This window comes from Arthrobacter sp. K4-10C (assembly GCF_059090085.1).
Genome location: NZ_JBNHFI010000006.1, coordinates 194,462 through 216,709, shown reverse-complemented (window position 1 = coordinate 216,709; position 22,248 = coordinate 194,462). Strand labels below are relative to the sequence as shown.

At 65.5% G+C, this 22,248-nt stretch carries 20 protein-coding genes and 1 pseudogene; 9 read left to right on the top strand and 12 right to left on the bottom strand.

Features of this window, described 5'->3' with window-relative positions:
- The first annotated feature begins 98 nt into the window (after positions 1–98).
- Positions 99–506 (top strand): hypothetical protein, encoded by a 408-nt coding sequence (locus AC5RUU_RS10370; protein ID WP_493975122.1) that lies wholly within the window; start codon positions 99–101, stop codon positions 504–506.
- 34 nt (positions 507–540) lie between these two features.
- On the opposite strand, the gene pstB is transcribed toward AC5RUU_RS10370, so the two are convergent.
- From pstB to pstS, 4 genes are all read right to left on the bottom strand, one after another.
- Complete coding sequence (pstB, locus tag AC5RUU_RS10365; protein WP_493975121.1) at positions 541–1,320, bottom strand: phosphate ABC transporter ATP-binding protein PstB; 780 nt, start codon at positions 1,318–1,320, stop codon at positions 541–543.
- Positions 1,321–1,401: 81 nt separating this feature from the next.
- On the bottom strand, positions 1,402–2,514 hold the full coding sequence (gene pstA / locus AC5RUU_RS10360; protein WP_493975120.1) for a phosphate ABC transporter permease PstA: 1,113 nt from the start codon (positions 2,512–2,514) through the stop codon (positions 1,402–1,404).
- Entirely contained in the window at positions 2,515–3,447 is a 933-nt protein-coding gene (gene pstC, locus AC5RUU_RS10355; protein ID WP_493975119.1) for a phosphate ABC transporter permease subunit PstC, read from the bottom strand.
- A 105-nt stretch (positions 3,448–3,552) separates the two neighbouring features.
- The gene (pstS, locus tag AC5RUU_RS10350; RefSeq protein WP_493975118.1) at positions 3,553–4,674 is read right to left on the bottom strand and encodes a phosphate ABC transporter substrate-binding protein PstS; all 1,122 of its coding nucleotides are present in this window, start codon (positions 4,672–4,674) and stop codon (positions 3,553–3,555) included.
- Positions 4,675–4,906: 232 nt separating this feature from the next.
- On the opposite strand from pstS, the gene AC5RUU_RS10345 reads away from it, so the two are divergent.
- Positions 4,907–6,034, top strand: coding sequence for an FUSC family protein (locus AC5RUU_RS10345; protein WP_493975117.1), 1,128 nt, complete (start codon positions 4,907–4,909; stop codon positions 6,032–6,034).
- Positions 6,035–6,119: 85 nt separating this feature from the next.
- The gene (gene radA, locus AC5RUU_RS10340; RefSeq protein ID WP_493975116.1) at positions 6,120–7,493 is read left to right on the top strand and encodes a DNA repair protein RadA; all 1,374 of its coding nucleotides are present in this window, start codon (positions 6,120–6,122) and stop codon (positions 7,491–7,493) included.
- 43 nt (positions 7,494–7,536) lie between these two features.
- Here radA and AC5RUU_RS10335 read toward each other — a convergent pair whose 3' ends face one another.
- Positions 7,537–7,806, bottom strand: coding sequence for a hypothetical protein (locus AC5RUU_RS10335; protein ID WP_493975115.1), 270 nt, complete (start codon positions 7,804–7,806; stop codon positions 7,537–7,539).
- A 118-nt stretch (positions 7,807–7,924) separates the two neighbouring features.
- Here AC5RUU_RS10335 and AC5RUU_RS10330 point away from each other — a divergent pair, with 118 nt between their 5' ends.
- Complete coding sequence (locus tag AC5RUU_RS10330; RefSeq protein ID WP_493975114.1) at positions 7,925–8,452, top strand: NUDIX hydrolase; 528 nt, start codon at positions 7,925–7,927, stop codon at positions 8,450–8,452.
- A gap of 167 nt (positions 8,453–8,619) precedes the next feature.
- Here the strand turns inward: AC5RUU_RS10330 and AC5RUU_RS10325 are convergent, their stop codons facing one another.
- From AC5RUU_RS10325 to AC5RUU_RS10310, 4 genes are read right to left on the bottom strand one after another with little or no spacing between them, the layout of a single operon-like run.
- Positions 8,620–9,024 (bottom strand): universal stress protein, encoded by a 405-nt coding sequence (locus AC5RUU_RS10325; protein ID WP_493975113.1) that lies wholly within the window; start codon positions 9,022–9,024, stop codon positions 8,620–8,622.
- Positions 9,021–10,553, bottom strand: coding sequence for a tripartite tricarboxylate transporter permease (locus tag AC5RUU_RS10320; protein ID WP_493975112.1), 1,533 nt, complete (start codon positions 10,551–10,553; stop codon positions 9,021–9,023). The genes AC5RUU_RS10325 and AC5RUU_RS10320 overlap by 4 nt, the downstream gene beginning before the upstream one ends.
- Before the next feature lie 9 nt (positions 10,554–10,562).
- Positions 10,563–11,138: a tripartite tricarboxylate transporter TctB family protein gene (locus tag AC5RUU_RS10315; RefSeq protein WP_493975111.1), complete on the bottom strand. Its 576-nt coding sequence runs from the start codon at positions 11,136–11,138 to the stop codon at positions 10,563–10,565.
- Positions 11,139–11,140: 2 nt separating this feature from the next.
- Positions 11,141–12,142 carry a Bug family tripartite tricarboxylate transporter substrate binding protein gene (locus tag AC5RUU_RS10310; RefSeq protein ID WP_493975110.1) on the bottom strand — a complete coding sequence of 334 codons (1,002 nt, stop codon included), beginning with the start codon at positions 12,140–12,142 and terminating at the stop codon, positions 11,141–11,143.
- Between the two features lie 141 nt (positions 12,143–12,283).
- Between AC5RUU_RS10310 and AC5RUU_RS10305 the strand changes: the two genes are divergently transcribed.
- From AC5RUU_RS10305 to AC5RUU_RS10285, 5 genes are all read left to right on the top strand, one after another.
- Positions 12,284–13,168, top strand: a complete 885-nt coding sequence (locus AC5RUU_RS10305) for a LysR family transcriptional regulator (protein ID WP_493975109.1) — start codon at positions 12,284–12,286, stop codon at positions 13,166–13,168.
- Positions 13,169–13,306: 138 nt separating this feature from the next.
- Entirely contained in the window at positions 13,307–14,221 is a 915-nt protein-coding gene (kdgD, locus tag AC5RUU_RS10300; protein ID WP_493975108.1) for a 5-dehydro-4-deoxyglucarate dehydratase, read from the top strand.
- A gap of 37 nt (positions 14,222–14,258) precedes the next feature.
- The gene (locus AC5RUU_RS10295; RefSeq protein ID WP_493975107.1) at positions 14,259–15,866 is read left to right on the top strand and encodes an aldehyde dehydrogenase (NADP(+)); all 1,608 of its coding nucleotides are present in this window, start codon (positions 14,259–14,261) and stop codon (positions 15,864–15,866) included.
- Positions 15,863–17,191: an enolase C-terminal domain-like protein gene (locus AC5RUU_RS10290; RefSeq protein ID WP_493975106.1), complete on the top strand. Its 1,329-nt coding sequence runs from the start codon at positions 15,863–15,865 to the stop codon at positions 17,189–17,191. Before AC5RUU_RS10295 ends, AC5RUU_RS10290 begins: the two co-directional genes overlap by 4 nt.
- Positions 17,192–17,329: 138 nt before the next feature.
- Positions 17,330–18,682 (top strand): MFS transporter, encoded by a 1,353-nt coding sequence (locus AC5RUU_RS10285; protein ID WP_493975105.1) that lies wholly within the window; start codon positions 17,330–17,332, stop codon positions 18,680–18,682.
- Positions 18,683–18,691: 9 nt separating this feature from the next.
- Here the strand turns inward: AC5RUU_RS10285 and AC5RUU_RS10280 are convergent.
- From AC5RUU_RS10280 to AC5RUU_RS10270, 3 genes and pseudogenes are all read right to left on the bottom strand, one after another.
- Positions 18,692–18,969, bottom strand: a pseudogene (locus tag AC5RUU_RS10280) (carboxyltransferase domain-containing protein); the annotation flags it as partial.
- A 14-nt stretch (positions 18,970–18,983) separates the two neighbouring features.
- Positions 18,984–20,213: a beta-ketoacyl-[acyl-carrier-protein] synthase family protein gene (locus AC5RUU_RS10275; protein WP_493975104.1), complete on the bottom strand. Its 1,230-nt coding sequence runs from the start codon at positions 20,211–20,213 to the stop codon at positions 18,984–18,986.
- A gap of 6 nt (positions 20,214–20,219) precedes the next feature.
- On the bottom strand, positions 20,220–21,833 hold the full coding sequence (locus AC5RUU_RS10270; protein WP_493975103.1) for a peptide chain release factor 3: 1,614 nt from the start codon (positions 21,831–21,833) through the stop codon (positions 20,220–20,222).
- Positions 21,834–22,248: the final 415 nt, after the last annotated feature.

Below are 22,248 nucleotides of genomic sequence, written 5' to 3'. Positions count from 1 at the left end.
GGGCCTGGGACAGCCCGCCGCCGCGTGCAGGTCCGCGGGCGTTGGCCGCTGAAGCCAATCGGCGGCATGGATGCACATCGCGGAAAAGAGCAGGCATTATGTCTACCTCCAATTCCCGGCGCCCTCTGCCCCAACCGCGGCAGCTCGGATGCGAATCATGCGGAACCGAACACCAGCTCACCATCCATGCCATCACCGCGGTGGGTGCGGCGGGCGGCGACCTGGTGACCGTTTCCTACACCTGCAACGACTGCAACCTGTTCCAGGAGCACCTTGCCTATGCGGCTGACGTTGCAGCGGCCCTTCACCAGGTGCGCTGGATGGCGAAGGTGATCATGTTCGGGGACGACTACATCCATTGTGGTTTCCCCATGGAGGAAGCCGAGTTCGAAATAGAGCGGCTCTGCTACCGGAGCAGCAACAGTGGAAGCGGCCTAAGTGCCGTGTGCCTGACCACGCGGGTACTGCGCTGCCGCTGCGGCTTCCAGCTGGAAGTTCCGGCTTAGCTGCCGGCTGCAGCTTCATCCGAAGCGGCCGGCTTTATCCGAAGCGGCCGGAGACGTAGTCCTCGGTGGCCTTCTGGACCGGGTTGCTGAAGATGGTGTGGGTGTCCCCGAACTCGATCAGCTTGCCCGGCTTGCCGGTGCCGGCAATGTTGAAGAATGCAGTCTTGTCCGAAACACGGGCGGCCTGCTGCATGTTGTGGGTCACGATCACCACGGTGTACTGGTCCTTGAGCTCATTGATGAGGTCCTCGATGGCCAGGGTGGAGATCGGGTCCAGGGCGGAGCACGGCTCGTCCATGAGGATCACCTGCGGCTCCACGGCGATGGCGCGGGCAATGCAGAGGCGCTGCTGCTGGCCGCCGGACAGCCCCGAACCGGGTTTGTCCAGGCGGTCCTTGACCTCGTTCCACAGGTTGGCGCCCTTCAGCGAGCGTTCCACCAGGACATCGGCCTCACCCTTGGAGATCTTCTTGTTGTTCAGCTTGACGCCGGCCAGCACGTTGTCGCGGATTGACATTGTGGGGAACGGGTTGGGGCGCTGGAACACCATGCCGATCTGCGAACGCACGGTCACCGGGTCCACGCCTGCACCGTACAGGTTGTCGCCGTCGAGCAGGACCTCGCCCTCAACGCGGGCGCCGGGCAGTACCTCGTGCATCCGGTTCAGGGTCCGCAGGAACGTGGACTTTCCGCACCCGGAGGGGCCAATGAACGCGGTGACGGACTTGGCCTCGATGTTGATGGTGACGTCCTCCACGGCGAGGAAATCGCCGTAGTACACGTTCAGGTCCTTGACGTCGATGCGCTTAGACATGGTGTTCCTTCACTTGCTGGGTATGAATTGAGTCTAGGTTTCCGCCCGGCTGGACGGTAGGGACAGTGTCCGGGAGCGGGGTCAGCGGCCGGCCTTGGGTGCGAAGACGCGGGCGATGAGCCGGGCGGCCAGGTTGAGGATCATCACCAGGATGATCAGCACCGGGGCTGCACCCCATGCGCGCTGGGAGGACGGGTCCGGGTTGGCCGGCGAGGTGGGGTTCAGGATCTGGGTGTAGATGAACGTAGGCAGCGAGGCCATCCAGCCGCCAAAAACGTTGTTGTTGATGCTGGTGGCGAAGCCGGCGGTGACCAGGATGGGCGCGGTTTCACCGATGACCCGGGCGATCGCCAGGGTGACGCCGGACGCAATGCCGGAAATCGCCGTCGGGATGACCACCTTGACGATGGTCCGCCACTTGCGGACACCCAGGGCGTAGGCAGCCTCGCGCAGCTCGTTGGGGACGATCTTCAGCATCTCCTCGCTGGAGCGGACCACCACGGGGATCATCAGCACAGACAGGGCAACAGCGGCCACCGCACCGGTCTTGGTGCCCGGGCCCACGACGGCGAAGAAGAAGGCCGCGGCGAACAGGCCGGCCACGATGGACGGGATGCCCGTCATCACGTCAACGAAGAACGTGATGGCCCTGGCCAGCCGCCCGTCGTTGCCGTACTCCACCAGGTAGATGGCGGTGAGCAGGCCCACGGGAACGGAGATGAGGGTCGCCAGCAGGGTAATCTGCACGGTGCCCAGGAGCGCGTGGTAGATGCCGCCCAGCACCGGCCCACCTCCCTCCACTGCCCGGTTGTCGTAGACGCCGGTGACGCCGTTCATGGAGGTGCTGAGGAACCCCGGGGCCAGGAGCCCGGGCACGCCGTTCACCAGCACCGTCCAGATCACCGAGACGAGCGGGAGCAGCGCGACCAGGAAGGAACCCACCACCAGGCAGGTGGCCAGCTTGTCCTTGGCCTTTCGGGATCCCTCCACCATGGCGCTCCAGGACACCAGCCCGACGGCGAACAGCAGCGCCGAGACGATGCCCCAGCCGAAGGCGTTGAAGCCGAGCAGGGCCAGGATGGCGGCGCCGATGATGAGCGCGCCGGCCAGGACCACGTAGGGGGCGTACTTGGGCAGCTGGCCCTTGGTGAGTGCCGAGTGCTTGCTGCGCACCGGGGTGAGCGTGGAGGTCATTTAATTGGCTCCCGAGAATTCTTTGTGCCGGGTGATGATCCAGCGCGCGATCATGTTCACGGCCAGGGTGATGACGAACAGGACCAGGCCGGCGGCGATCAGGGTGCTGACCTTGAGCCCGCTTGCCTCGGGGAAGTTCAAGGCGATCTCCGCGGCGATGGTCTGGTTGCCCGACTGGATCAGGCTGGCGGTCAGCGCGCCGGAGGAGAGCACCAGGGCCACAGCCATGGTCTCGCCCAGTGCGCGGCCAAGGCCCAGCATGACGGCGCTGATGATCCCCGGCCGCGCGAAGGGGAGGACGGACATCTTGATCATTTCCCAGCGGGTGGCACCGAGTGCCAGGGCGGCCTCTTCATGCAGTTTGGGGGTCTGCAGGAAGATTTCGCGGGACAGCGAGGTGATGATGGGCAGCACCATGACCGACAGGACAATACCGGCCGTGAGGATGGTCTTGCCGGTGGCGGAGGCCGGTCCCTGGAAGATGGGCAGCCAGCCCATGTTCTCCGCCAGCCAGTTGTAGGCCGGGGAGATTTCCTTGGCCAGGAACGCCGCGCCCCAGGCACCGTAGATGACGGACGGGATGGCCGCGAGCAGGTCCACCACGTAGCCCAGGCCGGAAGCCAGCCCGCGGGGGGCGAAGTGGGAGATGAACAGGGCAACGCCGATGGCGATGGGCGTGGCGATGACCAGCGCGATCACGGCAGCGATGAGTGTGCCCACCACGATCGGCCAGATGTAGGCGAAGAAACCTTCGCCGCCCTGGATTTCGGCCGCGGGGGCGGTCAGCGCCGGAATCGCCTGGACCACCAGGAACAGCGCGACGCCGAACAGCACGGCGAGGATAAGGCAGCCGGCGGCCAGCGCGGCGCCGGAGAAGACTTTGTCACCGGCACGGCCGGCGCCCTGGGTGCTGGTCAGGGAGGTGGCGGTCATTCGACGGCCCTTCGATCGTTTACTGACACTGGAAATGGTGCGTCCAAACCGAAGTTCCCCGCGCTGCCTTTCGGCAGGCGGGGAACCCGGTTAGTGGTGCGCTGATTAGGACTTGACCTTGATGGACTCGATGGCCGTAGCAGCCTTCTCGGCCAGGGCGGAGGAGAGCGGTGCTGACTTCGCCGAATCCGCGGCCGTCTGCTGGCCTTCCTCGGAGACTACGTAGCTCTCGAAGGCCTTGACCAAATCGGCGGTCTCCTGGCTGTCATAGGCGCTGCAGACTACGTGGTAGGAAACCAGCACGATCGGGTAGGCGCCGGAAGCGGTGGTCTTGCGGTCCAGCTTGATCGCGATGTCGTTGGCGGAGCGGCCTTCAACCGGCGAGCCGGCCTCGACGGCTTTGGCTGCTGCCTCGGCAGAGATCTTCACGAACTCCTCGCCCACCTTGATGGAGGCGGTGCCCAGCGAGCCGCCCACTGCGGAGTCGTCGGCGTAGGTCACGGCACCGGGGGTGTCGGTGACGGTCTTGACCACACCGGAGGTGCCCTTGGCGTTCTCACCCTGCAGGCTGGCAGGCCACACGCCGGAGGACTTGTCCGTCCAGACTTCCGGGGCAGCGGATGCCAGGTAGTCGGTGAAGTTGGTGGTGGTGCCCGAGTCGTCCGAGCGGTTCACCGGGGTGACCTTCAGGTCAGGCAGGGTGACGCCTTCGTTCAGGGCGGCGATGGCGGGGTCGTTCCAGTTCGCGATTTCGCCGCGGAAGATCTTGGCCACGGTGGCTGCATCGAGCTTCAGCTCGGTGATGCCGGGCAGGTTGAAGGCCACGGCGATCGGGGAGATATACACCGGGATGTTGATGGCGCCGTCGGGGCCGCAGACGGCCTTGGAGCTTTCAAGCTCCTCGTCCTTCAGGTAGGCGTCCGAGCCGGCGAACTGGGCCGAGCCGTCGATGATTGCCTTGCGGCCCGCACCGGAGCCGTCCGGGGAGTACTGTACGGTGGCGCCGGAGTTGGCAGCGGCGAAGCCGGCCTTCCAGGCGTCCATTGCTGCACCGGTGGAGGATGCGCCGATGCCGGTAAGCGTGCCGGTCACCTTGGGACCGGACGAAGTCTGCTCGCCTGCAGGCGTGGTGCCGGTGGCGTTGTCTGAACCGCAGGCGGTCAGCGCGAGTGCGCCGGCTGCGATAGCAGCGATAGCCGCGTGGCGGCCAAAGCGGAGTGCCTTCACTAGGTGTACCCCTTCCAGGGTTATTCAGTGCGGGGCAGGGACGGAGAACCCTGCTGCGCGATGCGTACGTTCTGTACCTCCAAGAAAGTTATGGGCTGCAGGTAACAGGATGGGCTGCCAAAGGTGAACGGAATATTAACGACGGCAGGATTTTGGTTTACGAATGCCGGGTCACCATTGCGCAGATCACATCCCCGGTCGTAGTGCGCCGGCAGCAAATAGACTGGACGGCATGGCCCCCGCAGCAGGACTCTCCGCAGGCAGGCGGTTCCTCCACGGCCGGGTCCGCACCGGCCTGATCAGGAGCCGCAACTCCCTTGTTCCGGCCATCCAGATGACCGTCTGCGCCGTGGGCGCTTACGCGTTTGCCGAATACGTTCTGGGCCACTCCGGTCCCCTTTTCGCCGCCACCTCGTCGCTGATTGCTTTGGGCTTCTCGCGTGAGCCGCGGCTGCGGCGGGTGCTGGAGGTTGGGTTGGGCTGCACCATCGGCATCGCGGTGGGCGACCTGCTCCTGCACTGGCTGGGCGGCGGTATCTGGCAGGCCGCCATCGTCCTTTTGTTCTCCATCCTGCTTGCCCGTTTCCTGGACAGCGGCAACATCTTCACCACGCAGCTGGCGCTGCAGTCGCTGCTGGTGGTGCTGCTGCCGGCCCCGTCCGGCGGTCCGTTTACCAGGAGCATCGACGCCGTCATTGGAGGGCTGTTCGCCCTGCTGGTGACCATCGTGGCACCCAAGGACCCGCGCCGCGAGCCGCGCAAGGACGTCCAAAAGCTGCTGCATGAGCTTGCGGAAGTGCTGCGTGAATGCGCCGAGGCGCTGGCGGACAGCGATTCCACCAGGGCGTGGCACGCGCTGGTGCGGGGCCGGAACTGCCAGCCGCTGGTGGACGGCATGCGTCATTCCCTGCGGGCGTCGGGTGAGGTTGCCAGGCTGGCGCCCGCCTACCGCCGGCATCGGGAGGAACTGGACCAGCTGAAGCAGTCGCTGGATTTTATTGACCTGGCGCTTCGAAACAGCAGGGTTTTCGCGCGGCGGCTTACCAGCGCCATCAACCACGCCGCGCTTTCGGACGAGGCCACCGAAAACATCGCCGAGGTGCTCCAGGAGACCGCTGCCGCGATTGACGAGCTGTCGCTGGGGCTGGCGGAAACGCACGACGGCGTACGTCGCGCCCATGTGCGTACGGCCCGCCGGGACCTCAGCGAGATCGCGCTGCGTCTGCACCCGAAGCTGCTGGAAGTACAGCGCCTGGAGGGCGAGACGGTGGTAATGCTGTACCGGCCGCTGATGGTGGACTTGCTCGAGGCGACCGGGATGGATGCCCGCGAGGCACGGGACATCCTGCCGGCACTTTAGCGCAGCTTAGCGGGACCCGGCGGTTGGGCCTGTCCCGCCGGGCGGGCAGGCGGGGAATGTCGGTGCCCGCCTTTAGGGTTGACCCATGGCAACAAAGACTTCACGGGCGTCCAAGGCACCCGGCTATAAGTGCGCGGAGTGCGGCTGGACCACCGTCAAGTGGGTGGGGCGCTGCGGTGAGTGCCAGGCGTGGGGCACCGTTGAGGAAACGGGCACAGCGGTGGCGCGTACGACGGCGGCCACAACAGTTGTAGAGCCGGCCCGCCGGATTGCGGAGGTGGACGCCACCACTGCCGCCTTCATGCCCACTGGCGTGGACGAACTGGACCGGGTGCTGGGCGGCGGACTGGTTCCGGGGGCTGTGATCCTGCTCGCCGGGGAGCCCGGCGTCGGCAAATCCACCCTCCTGCTGGATGTGGCCGCCAAGTTCGCCCGGACCGCGCAGGACGTGCTGTATGTGACCGGCGAGGAATCAGCAGCCCAGGTGAAGCTGCGCGCGGAGCGGATAGACGCCGTCGCGGAGTCCCTGTACCTGTCCGCAGAAACGGACCTTGGCCAGGCGCTGGGGCAGGTGGAAAAGGTCGAGCCGCGGCTCCTGATCGTGGACTCGGTCCAGACCCTCAGCAGCGCTGACGTGGACGGAAGTGCCGGCGGCGTTTCTCAGGTCCGCGAAGTTGCCGCTTCCATCATTGCAGCGGCCAAGCGCCGAAACATGACCACGCTGCTGGTGGGCCACGTGACCAAGGACGGGTCCATTGCCGGTCCGCGGCTGCTGGAGCACCTCGTGGACGTGGTGTGCCAGTTCGAAGGCGAACGGCATTCGCGGCTGCGGCTGCTCCGTGCCGTCAAGAACCGGTACGGGCCCACCGATGACGTCGGCTGCTTTGACCTGAACGAGAACGGGATCGAAGGCCTCACGGATCCCAGCGGTCTCTTCGTCAGCCGTACCAAGGACCCGGTCTCCGGCACCTGCATCACCGTCACGATGGAAGGCCGCCGTCCCCTGCTTGCGGAGGTGCAGTCGCTGCTTGCCGAAAGCCCCAACTCGCAGCCGCGCCGGGCCACCAGCGGGCTGGACAGCTCACGGGTCTCCATGCTGCTGGCCGTCTTGCAGCAACGCGCCGGAACCCTCCTGCACAAGGACGATTCCTATGTGGCCACTGTAGGCGGTGTGAAACTCAGTGAGCCCGCCACGGACCTTGCTGTTGCCCTGGCTGTTGCCTCGGCGAAGGCACGCAAGCCGCTGCCCATCCGCCTGATTGCGTTCGGCGAGGTGGGGCTCGCGGGCGAAGTCCGGCCCGTACCCGGCATCAACCAGCGTATCCAGGAGGCCCACCGGCTGGGTTTCACCCATGCCGTGGTCCCGGCCAGCCACACGGGACCCGGGCCAGTGCCCGCCGGCTTTTCGGTCCGGGAAGTAGAGCACCTGACCGAGGCGCTGAGTCTGTTGATCGGGTAACGCCTGTTGATTGGACAGCGTCCGCTGACCGCGACCCCGCCGCCTAAGGGTGGCGCGGCATCTGGTCCGGTTCGTCCCGTTGGAAGTTGAAGAGCCAGCCGGACACGTCGCTGCGCAGCGCCAGCAGCGGGCCTCCGGTGGCATTCACGTTTCCCGTGGGAACGTAGTATCCACGCCCGGAGCCGGGACCGCCGGCCGCGCGGTCCAGGGCATCCAGCAGGTGCCTTGGCAGGTGGCCCTGCGGGCCGAGGCTGCGAAGCTCATCAAGTTCTTCCGGCGTCAGCCGCCCCAAAACCTCAGCAATATTGGCCATGACGGGTCCCTTCGAGCAAAGTGCTTGAAGGAATAACCTAAAGCAGTGCCGTGAACTGCGGGTTAACGCATGACGGCGAATTCGCTTCTTTTGAAATGCTGCTGAAAATGGAGGACACATGCCGGTTCGAAGTGCAGGAATTCTTCTGTACAGGCTGGGCACGGGCAGCGCATCCGGCCCTGGCTATGGTCCGCACGCGGGCAACCTGTCCGCTGAACCGGACGGGCTGGAGGTGTGGATTGCCCACATGGGCGGGCCGTTCTGGGCCAGCAAGGATGCCCACGCCTGGTCCATTCCAAAAGGCGAGTACACGGAGGACGAGGATCCGCTGGCGGCCGCCCTCCGCGAATTCGCAGAGGAAATGGGAACTCCCGCACCGGCCGCCGACTACCTTCACCTCGGTGAATTCCGCCAGCCGTCCCGAAAGGTCATTACCGTCTACGCGGCGGAGCAGGACTTCCTGCCCGAACGGATCGTCAGCAACACCTTCCCCCTGGAGTGGCCGAAGGGGTCCGGCATAATCCAGCACTACCCGGAAATTGACGACGCCCGCTGGTTTTCGGAACAGGAGGCAAGGATCAAGCTGGTGAAAGGCCAGCTGCCGGTCCTTGATGCCCTGGCCGAACACGTCCGACGGTCGTCGTGACAGCCGGGGGCTCGGGCCGCCTGCGCAGGAAAGCCGCGCCCGGGCACAACGACTTCGATGTGGTCCCTGCGGTCGAGTTTCGCCCAGTCAGGGATGGGCACGGCCTTCATCGCTCACCCGCGGGCTGGTTTACTGATGTACATGGCACCTTCCCAAGGGGCTCGTGATTAGAAGTTGCCGCCGTCGGCCTTGACCGCCAGAACAGGACGGTCCGCCTGCATGAGGATGCGCTGCGCATGGCTGCCCAGGATGAACTTCCCCACTTGTGTGCGGTGCCGGAGGCCAATGACAATCAGCGAAGCGTTGGCGTCCCTGGCCACGTCCAGGAATTCGTCGGCGAGGTCATGCTGGTATGGCGGCTGGATGACGCTCGCCTGGACGCCGGCCTCGGTGGCCCGGCGGGCAGCCTGCTCCAGCAAGTCATCCGGCGCCACCGACTTGTCCACCAGCGCACCCTCCCTTGCAGAGTTGACGATCAGGAGATCCTCATTCCGCAGGCGGGCTTCGGCGATGCCGGCCTTCAGTGCGGCTTCTCCTGCCGGTGTTGGGACGAATCCGACGACGATGCTCATACTTTCTCCTTGATGTCCGGCCGGGCGGCCGATGCGGCAACGGGCGACTTGCGCTTGGCGATAAAGGTGCGGATGACCGGCAGAACGGCTACCAGGACAAAAACAACGAGCAACGTGGCTGAGATGGGGCGGCCGAAGAAGCCCAGCGGGTCGCCGCCGAAGACCAGCAGTGAGCGGCGCATGGAGCTTTCGAGCAGTTCACCCAGGACGAAGGCCAGCACCAGGGGGCCAGGCTCGAAGCCGAACTTCTTCATCAGGTAGCCGATGATGCCGAAGACCACCACGAGCGTGACGTCGAACATGCTGTTGTTGATGGTGTACGCACCCAGCAGCGTGATGAGTGCAGTGATGGGCGCCAGGATGGCGGCGCGGACACGCAGGATCCGTACGAAGAGACCCACCAGCGGAAGGCTCATGATCAGCAGCAGGATGTTGCCGATGTACATGGAGTTGACCACACCCCAGAACAGCTCCGGGTTCTGCTCCACCAGCTGCGGACCGGGGGTTACGCCCTGGATGAGCAGTGCACCGAACATCAACGCCATGGTGGCGTTGGCCGGGATGCCAAGCGTCAGCAGGGGGATGAAGGAGGAGGTTGCGGCCGCGTTGTTGGCCGTCTCGGGACCTGCGACGCCTTCCGGAGCCCCCTTGCCGAACCGCTCGGGTTGCTTGGCCCGTTTCTTTTCCATCGCGTAGGAGGCCATGGATGCGATGGTGGCGCCGCCGCCGGGCAGGATGCCCAGGAAGAAGCCAAGGACAGAACCGCGGCCGATGGAGCCGGAGGCCTGCTTGAGGTCCTGGCGGGACGGCCAGACGTTGGCCACCCTCGACGGCGCTTTCGCGGCCCGGTGCCGTTCCTCCAGGTTGTAGAGGATCTCGCCCAGGCCGAAGAGGCCCATGGCGATAGGTACGAAGTCGATGCCGTCAGCCAGCTGCATGCTGCCGAAGGTGAAGCGGCTTTCACCTGTAAAGATGTCCCGGCCCACTGTAGCGAGCAGGAGCCCAAGGGCCGCCGCAATGAGGGCCTTGGCCTTTGCGCCGTTGCTGATGGTGGCCACGAGCAGGATGCCCAGCAGGGCCAGGGCCGTGTACTCGGGCGGGCCGAAGTCCAGCGCGAAGCTGGCAACGATGGGCGCCAAAAAGGTCAGGCCGACGATCGCTGCAGTGCCGCCTACGAAGGAGCCGATGGCTGCAAGGCCAAGCGCCGTACCTGCCTTGCCCTGCCTTGCCATCTGGTAGCCGTCAAAGACCGTAACCACTGACGATGCTTCACCGGGCAGCCGCAGGAGCACCGACGTGATGGTGCCGCCGTATTGGGCGCCATAGAAGATGCCCGCAAGCATGATGATGGCGGTGACGGGCTCGACGTTGTAGGTCAGCGGAAGCAGGATGGCGATGGTCGCTGCCGGCCCCAATCCGGGCAGCACGCCGATCAGCATGCCGATGACGACGCCGATCAGGCAGTAGAGGAGGTTGGTCGGCTCCAGGACAACCCCAAATCCGTTGATGACGGGATTCAGAAAATCCACGGGTGTCTCCTAGAAGAGGTGGGGAATGGAAGTGCCGAGCGCCAGGACAAAGATGCCGTAGAAAGACGCGATGACGACGGTGCTGACCAGGAGCGTGGAGCGCCAGGTCTCGCCGCCGAGGAAGCGCATCCAAACGATGCACAGCACCAGTCCGGGGATCTCGAAACCAATGAGCGGCATGAGGGCCACCATGGCGGCGAGGGTGACCAGCCCGGTAAGGGGGGCCATTGACATGCGCGTGAACTTTTCGGCGTCCCGGTTATGCCGGCCCAGGAGGAGCTGGAACAGGCCCAGGGCCACCATGACGCAGCTGATGATGAACGGCCAGAGGCCGGGCTGAGGGCTGGCAGGTGTGCCCAGTCCCATCGCAACGGAGAGGACTACAGCGCCGATGCCCACACCGAGGACCACCAGGGAGGACGCCATGTTGGCAAGGGCGCCGGCGGCCGGCGGTTTCTCCTCTTCCCATTGGGCAGCGAGCTGCTCAGGAGTAAGGGCTTCGGGGACTTCGTGGTCGGCGTCCCCGCCGGACGGGGCAGCAGGACTGCCGCCCCGTCGGGCGGACACTGCAGGAGTGGTCTCCATTACTACTTGGCCCCGCCGAGGTTGATGTCGTACTTCTCCACCAGTTCCTTGTACTTTGCTGCGTAGTCCTTCCACTCGGTGACAACTTCTTCACCCGAGATCTCCTTGGGGGTCAGCATGTTCTTTTTGTTGAACTCCTGGTACGCCTCGGTCTTGAAGGCTTCCTGGAAGGCAGCAAGGAGCCTGTCCTTGACCTCCTGCGGGGTGCCCTTGGGAGCGGCGACGGCCCGGTACTGCGCCACGGGAACGTCGTAGCCTGCTTCCTTGGCGGAGGGCGTATCCGGCAGGAAGCTGTTGCGCTCCTCCGAGAACACCAGCAGCGGGGACACCTTTCCGGCCTCGATCTGCGGCATGGCCTCGCCAAGCTGGATGGTGGCTAGTTCCACCTGGTTGCCCAGGACAGCAGTCAGCGCAGGCTTGCCGCTGTCAAAGGGGATGTCCGTGCCGGTCACGTTGGCCTGCTTGAAGAGTACGGTCTGCGCCAGCTGGCTGCCGGTGCCGACACCCGTGGTGCCGAAGGTGACGCTGCGCCCGGCGTCGGTGACGTCCTTGAAGGACTTGAAGCCGGATTCGGGGCTGGCCACCAGGACGTAGTCATCCTGCGACAGCCCTGCGATGACGTCCAGGTCGTCGATGTTCACTGCCTCGTCCTGTGACACTGCGAGGGGCGTGATGGTGATCAGCGACGCGTTCAACAGAACGAGTTCCTGCCCGTCCGCGGGCTTGCCGGCAACTTCCTTGGTGGCGAGGGCGCCGTTGGCACCCGGCTTGTTCACCACGGGCATCGGCTTGCCAAGGGTCTTGGAGGCTCCCTCTGCAAGCGCCCGGGCGATCAGGTCGGTGCTGCCGCCGGCTGCCTGGCCGACCGTTAGGTTGACCGGCCCGGAGGGGTACTCGGCCGAGTTGGACTGGCCGCCGGCTACGTTGCCGCAGGCAGTCATGGCCAGCAGCGTGATGGCCGAGGCCGCGCCGAGGACAGTACGGCGTGTGGGGAAGTGCTTCATTGGGACTCCTCATAAAGACTCCGGGATACTCCCGGACGGTGCTGTGAACCGAATCACTTCGGGTTGCTGAACCGAGTTTAGGGACGCGTTATGATGCCTGTCTAAGCCCAAATGGGCATCAAGTGATACCGGGAAGGCATCATGTTTACGTTTGACCAGCTGGCGGGATTTATAGCAGTCGCAGAAGAGCTGCACTTCGGGCGGGCAGCCGAGCGCCTCAACATGACCCAGCCTCCGCTGAGCCGGCAGATCCAGAAACTGGAAAAGATCGTCGGCGCAGAACTCCTGGAGCGGGACAACAGGCGCGTGGAACTCACCTCGGCGGGCCGGATGTTCCTTGAGGAAGCCCGCCGGCTCGTGGCGCTGGCAGAACGCGCCCCCCTGACCGCCCGCCGGATCGCGTCCGGACGCTCCGGCGTCCTGCGGATCGGCTTCACGGCCGCCAGCGGTTTCAGCATCCTGGGCCCGTTACTGGAGGAGGTCTCCGGGATCATGCCGGACGTGGACATCGACCTGCAGGAGCTGGTTACCCGTGAGCAGCTCAACGGCCTGCTCACCGGCGAGCTCGATCTTGGCTTCGCGCGCCCTCCCTTTGACAGCGAGACCTTTGATTCCCACCTGCTCTACCGCGAGTCCATGGTGCTGGCGGTCCCGTCAGGCCATCCCCTGACCCTGCTTGGACGGGACGTCACCGCCGAGGACTTCAAGGACGAACGCCTGATCATGCACTCCCCCACCCAGGCCCGCTATTTTTACGATCTTGTGGTCCGCATGGTGCCAATCCGGCACACCAATGTGGTGCACACAGTCAGCCAGATCCTCACCATGGTCTCGCTCGTGGCGGCCAAGCGCGGGCTGGCCTTCGTACCCCACTCGGCCACGATGCTGGGCATCAAGGGCGTGGAGTTCCTGCCGCTGGAAGCTGGGAGGGGGGAACAGGTGGAATTGCATGCGCTGTGGAACCGCAGGATCACCAACCCTGCCCTGGCCCGCCTTCTGCGGGGCCTCGAGTTTGACATGGAATAATTACGGCCCCTCCCGCGACCATTCCTTGAAGGTATCAATAAATATAAAAATGCACTTAGACAGGCATCAGCGGCGCTCCTAGTCTGGAGAGGAATCATCAGCCTGCCGCCCGCGGCGCACACACCGGAGGACCACATCGTGGCAAAGTACACCCCCCAGGAACTGGCAAATACCTTGAAAGACGGCCTGCTGTCGTTCCCGGTGACGTCCTTTGACGCCCAGCTGCAGTTCGATGAGGAGAACTACCGCAAGCACCTTGCCTGGCAGGCCAGCTTTCCCGTGGCAGGCCTGTTTGCCGCCGGCGGCACCGGCGAAGGCTTCTCCCTCACCCCGGCTGAATCCGAGCACGTGGTCCGCACCGCCGTCGAAGAGGTCGGCAACCAGGTTCCTGTGCTTGCCTCGGCCGGTGGCTCCACGGCACAGGCCATCGAGAACGCCAGGGCTGCCGAAGCAGCAGGCGCGGACGGCCTGCTGCTCCTCCCGCCATACCTGACCGAAGCCGACCAGGCCGGCCTGACCGATCACGTCAGCGCCATCTGCAGCGCCACCTCCCTGGGTGTCATCATCTACAACCGCGCCAACGCCATCTACAAGGACACCACCGTTGCCACCCTCGCAGACCGGCACGAAAACCTGATCGGCTTCAAGGACGGCGTCGGCGACCTTGAGCACGATGCCCGCGTCTACGCCAAGCTCGGCGACAGGCTCTTCTACCTCGGTGGCCTCCCCACCGCAGAGACATTCGCCCTGCCGCTGTTGCAGCTGGGCATGAGCACCTACTCCAGCGCCATGTACAACTTCGTGCCGCAGTTCGCCCTGGACTTCTACCAGGATGTGCGCAACAACGACCGTGCGGCCGTCAACAAGAGGCTCAACGACTTCGTGATCCCCTACCTTGACATCCGCGACCGGGTGAAGGGTTACTCTGTCTCCATCGTCAAGGGCGGCCTTGACGCCATCGGCCGCTCGGCCGGCCCGGTCCGCCCGCCGCTGCAGAACCTCGCCGAGCAGGACCTCGCAGAGCTCAAGGCCCTGATTGCCCGCGTTTCCTGACAGTTCCCTGATCCACCGCTTCCCAGGAGGAACAATCGTGACCCTCACCGGACACTCCCTGATCGCCGGACATACCGTCGTCGGCGACGGCAAGACAGCCCACGGCTACAACCCGGCCACCAATGAACAGCTCCACCCCGCGTATTCGCTGATCACCGGGGAGCAGCTGAAGCTGGCTACCACCGCGGCTGCGGAAGCTTACCCTTCCTTCTCAACGCTGGACCCGGAAACGCACGCCGGATTCCTCGAAGCCATCGCGGACAACATCGAGGCCATCGGCGAGGAACTCATCACCCGGGCCAGCCAGGAAACGGGCCTTCCCGCCGCCCGCCTGCAGGGCGAACGTGCCCGCACCACCGGCCAGTTGCGCCTCTTCGCAATGGTGGTGCGCCAGGGTGACTTCCGCGGCGTCCGCGTTGATCCCGCCATCCCGGACCGCACCCCGCTTCCGCGCGCGGACATCCGCCAGCGCCAAATCCCGCTCGGCCCCGTCGCCGTGTTCGGTGCCAGCAACTTCCCGCTGGCCTTCTCGACGGCGGGCGGCGACACCGCCTCAGCCCTCGCCGCAGGTTGCCCCGTGGTCTTCAAGGCCCACAACGCCCACCCCGGTACCGGTGAACTCGTTGGCCAGGCCGTGGTCAAGGCCGCCAAGGACTTCGGCCTGCACCCCGGCGTCTTCTCCCTGGTCTACGGACCCGGTGCCAGCATCGGACAGGCCCTCGTCGCCGACCCCGCCATCAAGGCCGTCGGCTTCACCGGCTCCCAGGCTGCCGGCATCGCGCTGATGAAGACCGCGGCCGCCCGCCGCGAGCCCATTCCCGTGTATGCCGAAATGTCCTCGCTCAACCCGGTGTTCGTCTTCGAAGGCGCACTGAAAGGCGACGTCGACGCCCTGGCGCAGCAGTACGTCACCTCCGTCACCGCCAGCTCAGGACAGCTCTGCACCTCCCCCGGCCTGCTCTTCGCCCCTGAAGGCGAGGCAGGGGATAAACTCGCTGCCGCCGTCGCACGCGCTGTCTCCGCGTGCGCCGGGCAGACCATGCTCACCGAAGGCATCGCCGGTTCCTGGAACGCCGGAACCGAAGCCCTCGGCAGCGCAACAGGCGTGGACCTCATAGGGAAGGGACTGGAAGGGGAAACCAAGAACGCCCCCGCGCCCACCATCTTCGGCACCCAGGTCCGCGACTTCGTCACCAACCATGTCCTCCATGAGGAGATCTTCGGCGCCGCCAGCCTCGTCATCCGTTACAAGACCATCGACGAACTCCTCGAAGCCGTTACCCGGCTCGAAGGCCAACTCACCGCGTCACTGCAGCTCACTGAAGAGGACTACCCCACCGCGGCGCCCCTGATCCCGGCCCTCGAGCAGAAAGTGGGCCGCATCATCGTCAACGGCTGGCCCACCGGCGTCGAAGTGGGCCACGCCATGGTCCACGGCGGACCCTTCCCCGCCACCTCCGACTCCCGCACCACCTCCGTCGGCACCCTCGCAATCAACCGCTTCCTGCGCCCCGTCGCCTACCAGAACATCCCCCAGGCACTCCTCCCGGCCCCGCTGCAGGACGCCAATCCCTGGCACCTGAACCGCAGGATCGACGGCGTCGTGGAAGCCGCCGAAGCACAGAAAGCAGGAATTAGCGCATGACCTTCCAGCCAACCATCGCCAGGGTCGAGGTTGTCCCGGTTGCCGGCTACGACAGCATGCTGATGAACCTCAGCGGAGCGCACGGCCCGTTCTTTACCCGGAACGTTGTGATCATCACCGATTCGGACGGCCGGACCGGCCTGGGCGAAGTTCCTGGCGGCGAGAAGATCCGCACCACCATGGAAGAAGCCGGCGCCCTGATCAACGGGAAGCCCGTGGCCCGCTACCGCTCGCTCCTCCGTGAAATCGCGGCTGAGTTCGCGGACCGGGACGCCGGCGGCCGTGGCCTGCAGACTTTTGACCTGCGCACCACGGTCCACGCGGTCACCGCCGTCGAGTCCGCGTTGTTGGACCTCCACGGCCAGTTCCTCGGGGTCCCGGTAGCTGAACTGCTCGGCGACGGGCAGCAGCGCACCTCCGTTCCGATGCTCGGTTACCTCTTCTTCGTGGGCGACCACAAGCGGACGGATCTTCCCTACCTGGTGGAGGATGCACCGGCAGACAGGTGGGAGGAGTTGCGCCGGCAGGAAGCCATGACTCCGGAGGCCGTGGTTGCCCTGGCTGAAGCCGCGCAGGAACGGTACGGGTTCAGTGACTTCAAGCTCAAGGGAGGGGTGCTGTCCGGCGACGACGAAGTGGACGTTGTCACCGCCCTGGCCAAGCGCTTCCCCGACGCCCGCGTCACCCTCGATCCCAACGGCGGCTGGCTCCTGGACGAAGCAATCAGGCTGGGCAAGAGGATGCAGGGCGTCGTGGCCTACGCCGAGGACCCGTGCGGAGCTGAAGGCCGTTTCTCCGGCCGCGAGGTCATGGCGGAATTCCGCCGGGCTACCGGGTTGAAGACAGCCACGAACATGATTGCCACGGACTGGCGGGAAATGTCGCACGCCATCCGCAGCAACGCCGTCGACATTCCCCTGGCCGACCCACACTTCTGGACCATGCACGGCTCGGTCCGGGTTGCCCAGATGTGCCACGAGTTCGGCCTCACCTGGGGCTCGCACTCGAACAACCACTTCGACATCTCGCTTGCCATGTTCACCCATACCGGCGCTGCGGCGCCCGGCGAAATCACGGCCCTGGACACACACTGGATCTGGCAGGACGGCCAGGGGCTCACCAAGGAACCGCTGCAGATCAAGGACGGGGCCATCGAGGTTCCGGCAGCCCCCGGCCTGGGCATTGAACTGGACCGTGAAGCCCTGGACAAAGCGCACAAGCTGTACCTGGAGCACGGCCTTGATGCGCGGGACGACAGTATCGGCATGCAGTACTACATTGAGGGCTGGTCCTTCGACCCCAAGCGGCCCTGCCTTGTTCGGTAACGCTGGACGGTAGCACTGTCGGGCAGCAATCCTCCGCTAGCACTGTTCGGTAAAGTAGTGGGGTCGCGTCACCGGCCCCACTACTTTGTTGAGCCCCGCAGCCGGCCTGCGTTATCTACCCCAAAGGAAATACATTCAATGAAGTCTGTGGACAATGCTGTCTCGGACGTGGCCTTTGCCACCAGGAAGTTCTTCAAGCGCGTGCTGCCAATCATGCTGGTCATGCTGGTCTGCAACCAGCTGAACCGGTCGAACATCGGCTACGCCCAGGACCACCTCCAGGCCGACGTAGGCATTGGTGCCGCCGCATATGGTTTCGGTGCCGGGCTGTTCTTCATCGCCTACGCCATCTTTGAACTTCCCAGCAACGTGATGATGGAAAAGTACGGCGCCAAGGTCTGGCTGACCAGGATCATGGTCAGCTGGGGCACTGTTTCCTTCCTGATGGCGTTCGTGCAGAACGAAACCATGTTCTACGTCCTGCGCTTCCTGCTGGGCGCCGCGGAGGCAGGCTTCTTCCCGGCCGTCATCTTCTACTTCGCCCGTTGGGTTCCGGCTGGCCAGCGGGGCAAGGCGACGGCAATCTTTATCGCCGGCTCCTCCATCGCGGCGGCAATTTCCGGGCCCATCGCCGGCATGCTGCTGAGCCTTCACGGCGCCCTGGGGCTTCGTGGCTGGCAGTGGCTCTTCGGATTCGAAGGCGCCCTCTCCGTAGTAGTGGGCATCATCGTCTACTTCCTCCTGGACGCAAAAATCCAGGACGCCAAGTGGCTGTCCCCGGCCGAAAAGGAAGCCCTCGGCCACGCCATCAGCGACGAGGACGCCCAGCACGCCCAGCACGACGGCGGCAAGGTAAACCGCTGGAAAATGCTGCTCAACCCGCAGATCCTGCTGCTGTGCGGCATCTACTTTTCCGTGCAGCTGTCCATTTACGCCAACACCTTCTGGTTGCCCAGCATCATCAAACAGATTCCTGGCACAACGGACCTCACCGTCGGGTTCCTCTCTTCGATCCCGTGGATCTGTGCCGTCTTCGCCATGTACTTTGCGGCGAAGCTGCAGGACAAGGCCAGGTCCAAGCGCCCGCTGCTGGTGGTTGCCCTGCTCGTTGCCGCCGTGGGGACGTTCGCCGCGGCCATCGCCTCGCCCGTCATGGCCCTGGTCTTCCTGGCCATCGCCGCCATGGGCTTCAAGAGTGCCTCACCCCTGTTCTGGACCATCCCGCAGGCGGGCCTGCACCCGCTGGTCCTGGCCCCCGCCATCGCCATCATCAATTCGCTTGGGAACCTGGGCGGCTTTGTTGCCCCCTTCGGCTTCGGCATCATCAAGGAGCAAACGGGTAGCGTCATCCCCGGCCTGTTCGCACTCGCGGCCGCCTCCACCATCGCCGCAGGCCTGGTGTACTTCCTGAAGGAGCGCCGCAGCGGGAATGAGCCCGCGGCCGAGGTCGAGGACCTCGAACTGGAGGCAGCGGTTCCCGGCCGCGCCTAAGGCAGTCTTGGCGAAAGGCCTACCCAGCGCGACGGATCCCGCGGGCACGGCAGTGCGGGGCGAGCTGCGGCGCGGGACGTTGAGCGAGCCGTTTTCGCCCACCAGGTAGGTAGAGCCGGGGCAAAGCCGTCGAACGCCCCTGTCCATTGCCTGCCGGTCTGGGCTGCAATGACGCCGTCGGCTCCCAGCCCGGTGAGCCGGCCTACTTCGGCGAGGTCGTCGCCGCCGTACACCACGTCGATGGTGACCTCGTTGCCGGTGCCGCGGCCGGGGGCAGCGAGGTCAAGGTGCGGAATAAGGGCTACTCTCCGGTGATCACCAAAGCAACGCTGTGCCCGCCAAAGCCGAAGGCGTTTACCAGCCCGGCAGGGGAGTACCCGGGCTGGAGGATGTGGACGTCTTCGGTTACGACGTTAAGGTCTACTTCCGGGTCCAGTTCTTCGACGTTGAGGGTGCCCGGGAGCTGGCCAGTGCGGAGGGCCTCAAGGACCACGACGGCGGCCAACGCGCCGGCGCCGCCCAACAGGTGTCCGGTGTGCCCCTTGGTGGAGGTCACGGGCACGTCCGCGCCGAAGACCGCTTTGATGGCCTGGCCTTCAAGCCGGTCCCCCACCGGGGTGGAGGTGGCGTGGGCGTGGACGAAGCCGATGTCCGAGGGCTGCATTCCGGCAGAGTCCAGCGCCTTCTGCATCACGCGCCGCTGCATGGCGGGGTCCGCTGCCACGATGTCGTTGGCGTCGGAGGTGACCGCTCCCCCGGCCACGGACCCCAGTACCGCCGCGCCGCGGGCGCGCGCGTGCTCCTCGCTCTCCAGCACTACCACGCCGGCGCCCTCTGCGAGCACAAAGCCGTCCCGGCCGCCGTCGAACGGGCGCGAGGCGCGCCGCGGATCCTCCGAGCGGGTGGACAGGGCACGGATCTGGGAAAAGCCGGTGAGCACCAGGTCATTAATGGAGGCATCCACACCGCCCGCAATCACGACGTCGGCAGCACCGGAGCGGATCATCTCGGCTGCCTGGACAATCGCCTCTGCCCCCGAGGCACAGGCGCTGACGGGGGTGCGGGCCCCACCGCGGGCACCGAGGTCGATGGAAACCCAGGCCGCCGGGCCGTTGACCATCAGGCGGGTGAGGGTGTGCGGCGAGACCTTGCGCGGTCCTGACGCGGCCAGGGTGCGGTCCTGTTCAAGGGTGGAACCCAGGCCGCCGTAGGCGGAGCCGATGACTACGGCGAAGCGTTCGGGGTCCACCTCGGGGGCGCCGGCGTGCTTCCATGCTTCCCGTGCCGCGATGAGCGCCAGCTGGCCGCAGCGGTCCATCCGCTTCATCTCGCGGGTGCTGAGGTGCTCCGAGAGGTCAGCCGTGACCTGTCCGGCCATCTTCACGGGCAGCTGTTCCGCCCACTCCTCTTTGAGGGCGGCGATACCGGACTGGCCCGCCAGAAGGGCGGACCAGGTTTCGGGCACGGAAGACCCAACAGGGTTGATGGTCCCGGCGCCGGTGACCAGCGCGCGTGGTGGTGATGCAGTCATGTCGCCCTACTTCGCGGGGTTGTGGGTGCCGATGGGCAGAAGGGTTAGGTCCGGGTGGTTCTTTTCGATCCGCCGCAGCGCCCAGACGTCGTTGAACAGGGCAAGGTATTCGCCGTCGGACCGCAGCAGCACCTCGGCACCCGGCACGTTGGCAAGCGCCGGCATGGCGTCCGCCGTCGAAATCCTGGCCAGCGAGTAAGGCAGGCGCTCCAAACGCATGGGGGCGCTGAAGTCGTGCGCCATGCGGTCCTCCACCACCTCGAACTGCATGGGTCCGACGGCGGCGAGCACCGGCGCCTGGTCGCCACGGACGTCGGAGCGGAGCACCTGGATGACGCCCTCGTGTTCGAGCTGCTCGATGCCGCGGCGGAACTGCTTGAACTTGCTGGGGTCCTTGGACCGCGCCACCTGGAAGTGCTCGGGAGCGAACAGCGGGATCGCGGGGTACTCCACCGGGTCCTCAAGGAACAGGCTGTCACCCACGCGCAGGGACGAGGCGTTGACCAACCCCACCACATCGCCGGGGTAGGCCTCGTCAATAACTTCGCGTTCCCGGCCGAACACCTGCTGTGCGTACTTCGTTGCAAAGGACTTGCCGGTGCGGGTCTGGGTGACCACCATGCCGCGCTCGAAGACGCCGGAGCAGACGCGGATGAAAGCCACATGGTCGCGGTGGGCCTTGTTCATGCCGGCCTGCACCTTGAACACGAAGCCGGAGAACGGCGACTCGACGGGCCGCGGGGTGCCGTCCACGTCGGGGCGCGGTGCCGCCGGCGGGGCAAAGTCCACCAGCGCGTCCAGCAGCTCCTTGACGCCGAAGTTGAGCGCCGCGGAGCTGAACAGGATGGGGGTGGCCTTGCCTGCGTGGAAGGCGTCGACGTCGAATTCCAGGTTCGATTCGATAACCAGTCCGGCCTCGTCCACGGCGTCGGACCAGTTGCTGCCCTGGTCTGCCGCCGCCTCCTCCGGGGTGAAGTATTCGGTGATGGCGATTTGCGCACCGGCATTGTTGCGCTGGAAGCGGGCGAAGCGGTCGTTGCGGAGGTCCCAGACGCCGCGGAAGTCGCCTGAAATTCCTACGGCCCAGGTCAGGGGCATGGGCTGCAGGCCGGTGCGCTCGGTGATCTCGTCCATCAGAGCCAGCGCGTCCAGGCCGGGCCGGTCCCACTTGTTGATGACGGTGATGATGGGAAGGTTCCGCTGCTTGCAGACCTCGAACAGCTTCATGGTCTGGGTTTCCAGGCCCTTGGCGGCGTCCACGAGCATCACTGCGCAGTCGACGGCTGCCAGTACCCGGTAGGTGTCTTCCGAGAAGTCGGCGTGGCCCGGGGTATCGAGCAGGTTGATGACGGTGTCCCGGTAGGAGAACTGCAGCGCCGCGGAGCTGATGGAGATGCCGCGGTCCTTTTCCATCTGCATCCAGTCGGAGACGGTTTCCTTGCGGTTGGCCTTGCCGCTTGAGGCACCGGCAGTACCGATCACCTTCGCGTGCAGTGCAAGCGCCTCGGTCAGCGTCGACTTGCCGGCATCGGGGTGCGAGATGACAGCAAAGGTCCGACGGCGGCCTGCCTCTTTGTGAATCGCCGAGATCCGGGCGGGGGTCAGGACATCTTGGGACACTGTGCTACTTTCGCTGCGGGTGGGACTGCCGGGCGCTGACGGCGCCTCTCCGGGCACTGCGCTCCGGGGCATTGCGGCCCTGGGGCCGGGTAACAGCCTGGCGGACAGCCAAGTTCCAAGTTTATCGCAGGGCTGCAAGCCGGTTCCGGCCCTGCTTAACGCCGGTGAAATCCCTTCGTTCAAAACCGGGAAACGGCCGCATCACTGTGCACGCGTGGGACTCACCCGTCCCTGGGGCATCCATGCCGGGCACTTCCACGCGCTGCCGGATAAGCGGGACCAAAAACACCTCGCCGCGGGCCGGAGGCCGGACCGCTTCCCGGCCACTTTTGCGCACACCCAAACGGGGCACTTTAGGGCTTGCCCGTGCGGAAGTTGGAGTTCTTGCCCCTATCATTGAGCTTGCGGGAAAATG

Excerpts from the sequence above, each read along its gene's own strand:
- AC5RUU_RS10370 (WP_493975122.1), top strand. The coding sequence starts at position 99 with ATGTCTACCTCCAATTCCCGGCGCCCTCTGCCCCAACCGCGGCAGCTC.
- pstB (WP_493975121.1), bottom strand. The coding sequence starts at position 1,320 with ATGTCTAAGCGCATCGACGTCAAGGACCTGAACGTGTACTACGGCGAT.
- pstA (WP_493975120.1), bottom strand. The coding sequence starts at position 2,514 with ATGACCTCCACGCTCACCCCGGTGCGCAGCAAGCACTCGGCACTCACC.
- pstC (WP_493975119.1), bottom strand. The coding sequence starts at position 3,447 with ATGACCGCCACCTCCCTGACCAGCACCCAGGGCGCCGGCCGTGCCGGT.
- AC5RUU_RS10345 (WP_493975117.1), top strand. The coding sequence starts at position 4,907 with ATGGCCCCCGCAGCAGGACTCTCCGCAGGCAGGCGGTTCCTCCACGGC.
- radA (WP_493975116.1), top strand. The coding sequence starts at position 6,120 with ATGGCAACAAAGACTTCACGGGCGTCCAAGGCACCCGGCTATAAGTGC.
- AC5RUU_RS10335 (WP_493975115.1), bottom strand. The coding sequence starts at position 7,806 with ATGGCCAATATTGCTGAGGTTTTGGGGCGGCTGACGCCGGAAGAACTT.
- AC5RUU_RS10330 (WP_493975114.1), top strand. The coding sequence starts at position 7,925 with ATGCCGGTTCGAAGTGCAGGAATTCTTCTGTACAGGCTGGGCACGGGC.
- AC5RUU_RS10325 (WP_493975113.1), bottom strand. The coding sequence starts at position 9,024 with ATGAGCATCGTCGTCGGATTCGTCCCAACACCGGCAGGAGAAGCCGCA.
- AC5RUU_RS10315 (WP_493975111.1), bottom strand. The coding sequence starts at position 11,138 with ATGGAGACCACTCCTGCAGTGTCCGCCCGACGGGGCGGCAGTCCTGCT.
- AC5RUU_RS10310 (WP_493975110.1), bottom strand. The coding sequence starts at position 12,142 with ATGAAGCACTTCCCCACACGCCGTACTGTCCTCGGCGCGGCCTCGGCC.
- AC5RUU_RS10305 (WP_493975109.1), top strand. The coding sequence starts at position 12,284 with ATGTTTACGTTTGACCAGCTGGCGGGATTTATAGCAGTCGCAGAAGAG.
- AC5RUU_RS10290 (WP_493975106.1), top strand. The coding sequence starts at position 15,863 with ATGACCTTCCAGCCAACCATCGCCAGGGTCGAGGTTGTCCCGGTTGCC.
- AC5RUU_RS10285 (WP_493975105.1), top strand. The coding sequence starts at position 17,330 with ATGAAGTCTGTGGACAATGCTGTCTCGGACGTGGCCTTTGCCACCAGG.
- AC5RUU_RS10275 (WP_493975104.1), bottom strand. The coding sequence starts at position 20,213 with ATGACTGCATCACCACCACGCGCGCTGGTCACCGGCGCCGGGACCATC.